Genomic DNA, 3,596 nt, shown 5'->3' with positions numbered 1-3,596 from the left:
GACGGAAGGGTGCGCTCCAAGCGGGGCTCTTGATGTTCCTCATCGGGGCTGCGATCGCCACTACGGCCGACTCGTCGAGCACGCTCATCTTCGCCCGCGCCGTGATGGGGCTCGCCGCGGCTTTCGTGATGCCCTCGACCCTGTCCATCCTGACGAACGTGTTCCCCACGAGCGAACGCCCCAAAGCCATCGCCGTCTGGGCCGGGGTCTCCGGTGGCGGCGCGGCGATCGGACCGGTCGCATCGGGTTGGTTGCTCGAGCACTTCTGGTGGGGCTCGGTATTCCTCGTGAACGTTCCGATCATCGTCGGGGCGCTCGTCGCCGGAGCGTTCATCATTCCGACGTCGAAGAATCCCGACAACGAACCAATCGATGTCCCCGGCGCTCTACTGTCAATTGCCGCCCTCACGACCCTGACCTACAGCATCATCGAAGCCCCACACAACGGCTGGACGTCGAGCGAGACCATTGGATTGTTCCTTCTGTCCGTGTTGAGCGCAGCGCTCTTCATCATGCGCGAGGCCAGCGTTCGCGTCCCGATGCTCGATCTTCACTTGTTCCGGGATCGCCGTTTCAGTGTTGCGTCGGTGGGCATGGGACTGACCTACTTCGCCATGTTCGGGACGTTCTTTCTGATGGCACAGTACCTCCAGCTCGTGCTGGACTACTCGCCACTCGAGTCCGGGCTCATCCAACTTCCCTTTGCTTTCATCATTGTTGCCGTCGCTCCACGAGTGCCGTCGTTCGTCGAGCGGTACGGCGTCTCGTGGGTGGTACCGGCCGGCCTGACTTCGACCGCTATCGGCCTTGGATTCCTGTCCCGGTTGGAGGTCGACAGCTCGCTCGTGCCGGTGTACATGGCGATCGTTCCGCTCGCCGTCGGAATGGCAATCACCATCACGCCGCTCACCACATTGATCATGTCGTCGGTTCCGCTCGGTCGGGCGGGCGTTGGTTCAGCCATGAACGACACAACCAGAGAGCTCGGCGGTGCCTTGGGAGTCGCGGTGCTTGGCTCGATCCTGACGTCGCAGTACACATCTGGGATCTCGGCTGCGGTTTCAACACTTCCCGAGGAGGCTCGCGGCATCGCCAACAGCGGTCTTTCCGGGGCGCTCATGGTCAGTGGACACACAGGGGGTGGCGGTGGGGACTCACTCGCGGCTGCCGCCACACAGGCCTTTCTCGACGGCTTCAGCGTCGCAGCGATCGTCGCATCGGCCGTCCTGCTCGCAGCGGCGATTGCCGCACGATTCCTTCTGCCTCGCGGCACCAACGTCTACTCGCATTCATGATCACCCAGATCGTGACGCTCGATCTAGTCAAGTTGCCGGACCCTCGATGATCAGTTTGCTCCGACCAAATCACCATTCACCCCCGACCATTTGGAGGTCTCCATGCCCGTCATCACTGCTCCCGTATCACCGACTCACGAGGTCGGAACAACACGGTTCACCTCGTTGGCAACTCCATCGACAGGGACGACGCTGACGTCGATCTGGACCGTCGAGATCGCTCCCGGTACCGAACCCACGCCTCATTCGCTGACGGCGGAGGATCTGTTCGTCGTCATCGAGGGTTCCGCGGTCGTCTGGATGCAGGATCTTGATTCCGTCGCAAACCCTGGCGACGTGATCGTCGTCCCACCTGACACGTTGTTCGAGTTGTCGAACGGTTCCAACGAGCCACTCCGCCTGTTGTGCTGTCTGCCGGTCGGCGGTCAGGCTCGGATGGCGGACGGTTCGACGTTCACGCCGCCCTGGGCGCTGTAGCCCCCGAACTCAGCCACCGAAACAACCGCTTGCCTGATTGTTCGCGATCGCGATGCGGTCCCTCGCAGCCCGGGGCCGCGCGATCACCGCGACCGATCGAACCGCAGGGGTACTGACGGCGACCGCTTCCAAGTCACCCCCCCCAGCGCCGGGCACCAGTCGACTGCCAGTCGCCTCCAAGCCGTCGGGTCGACGATGTGTTGCACGGCCTACCACCGGCCACTGACACGAAACGCGAATTCATGAACGACATCGAAAAGCCCCGCCATCTGCCCGTTCGTATTGCCGAGGAGACCTTCGTCATTCAGGACACCCAAGGTGAAGGAGTTGCCCCGTCGACCGTCCATCTCAACGCGATGATCATCCGTGGGCGTGAACCAATCGTCGTCGACACCGGCAGCCCGATCAACTCCGACCGGTACCTCGAAGACCTCTTCGGTCTGGTCGACCCCAACGACGTGAAGTGGGTGTTTCTCTCCCACGACGACATCGACCATTTCGGCAACCTGCAAGCGGTCATGGACCACTGCACGTCGGCGACGCTGGTGACCACTTGGTTCGCGATGGAGCGCCTCGCCTGTAGCGCGCTCGACATCGCCCCGAACCGCTGGCGCTGGGTCGACGACGGTGAAGCCTTCGACGCCGGCGACCGCACCATGGTCGCCGTCCGGCCGCCGCTGTACGACTCACCGACCACTCGCGGACTGCTCGACACGCGCACTGGCGTCTACTGGGCGAGCGACTGCTTCGCTGCGCCGGTCACGCAAGGCACCGCCGATGTCGGTGACCTCGACGCCGACGAATGGCGCAGTGGTTTCATGCAGTTCCAACAGTGGAACAGCCCCTGGTCTAGCGACCTGGATCTGCCCCGCTACCACCGCACCGTCGACAGGTTCGTCTCCCATGACATCCGCGTCATCGCCAGCTGTCACGGTCCGGCCATTCACCGCAGCCACCTCGAAGATGCCTACGAGATGCTTCGGGCCGTCCCGGAAAGTCCCGTCGACCCGCAGCCAGGCATGCCCGTACTCGAGGAGATCCTCGCCTCGATGGCCACGGAGACCACGCGATGAACACTCCAATCCACGAGCACCTCGACCAAACCACAACGAACCCACACAAGGACGACCCGATGAGCACCACATCTACCGCCGTGTCCACGGCACCCGACCTCAGCCTCTACCGCGATCTCCACCAGGCCATGCGCACCGCCACCGAACAACTCGTGGTCGGTATCGAAACCCTCCCTGCCAGTGACACGGCCCGGGCCACCGCGCTCGGAACCTGGTTCGCCGGATACTCGGGCGAACTGCGCGTGCATCACCACGTCGAAGACACCATCTTCTTCCCCGCGTTGCGCGGTCGGGGGCCCATCGACGAATTGCCGTGGGACCGCCTGCTCGTCGAACATCACGACCTCGACCGCGTCATCGACGAACTGGCGGCTTCGTTCAGATCGCTGACCACGGATCCCACCGACTGGACGACGACATCCGAGCGTGCCTTTGGCCTCGCTGTTGAACTCCGAGACCTGCTCGCCGAGCACCTCGACATCGAAGACGACGAGGTCCTGCCGTTGATCGAAACACGGTTCACGGCGGAGGAATACGACGCACTCGACCACCGAGCGATCAAGACGGTCCCGTTCCGCCAACTCCGCTTCACCGTGCCGTGGATGATGGCAACATTGCATCCCGACGCCGCCGAACGACTCCGCGCGGGCGCACGCCCGACGATGCGGGTTCTGTGGAAGATCACCAGAGGCCGGTACGAGCGACTTGTGAAGCGGGCGTTCGGCCAGGGTCGCTCTGTGCCTCCATGGGC

4 protein-coding genes are annotated in these 3,596 nt (G+C 63.5%); all 4 read left to right on the top strand.

Annotated elements, in window-relative coordinates; translation table 11 throughout:
- Nucleotides 1-1,295 (top strand): MFS transporter (locus tag WBV89_RS14535; protein WP_423982072.1); only part of this gene is annotated, 1,295 nt, incomplete at its 5' end.
- Between the two features lie 165 nt (nt 1,296-1,460).
- Entirely contained in the window at nt 1,461-1,772 is a 312-nt protein-coding gene (locus WBV89_RS14530) for a cupin domain-containing protein (protein WP_423982071.1), read from the top strand.
- 242 nt (nt 1,773-2,014) lie between these two features.
- Nucleotides 2,015-2,845, top strand: a complete 831-nt coding sequence (locus tag WBV89_RS14525; protein WP_423982070.1) for an MBL fold metallo-hydrolase — start codon at nt 2,015-2,017, stop codon at nt 2,843-2,845.
- Nucleotides 2,846-2,904: 59 nt separating this feature from the next.
- The coding region (locus tag WBV89_RS14520) for a hemerythrin domain-containing protein (RefSeq protein WP_423982069.1) at nt 2,905-3,596 on the top strand (692 nt) is incomplete at its 3' end.

It is taken from the genome of Ilumatobacter sp. (genome assembly GCF_049588435.1).
Classification (GTDB): Bacteria; Actinomycetota; Acidimicrobiia; order Acidimicrobiales; family Ilumatobacteraceae; genus Ilumatobacter_A.
Note: the sequence above shows the minus strand (reverse complement) of the source record. Positions and strands in the feature narration are given on the sequence as shown.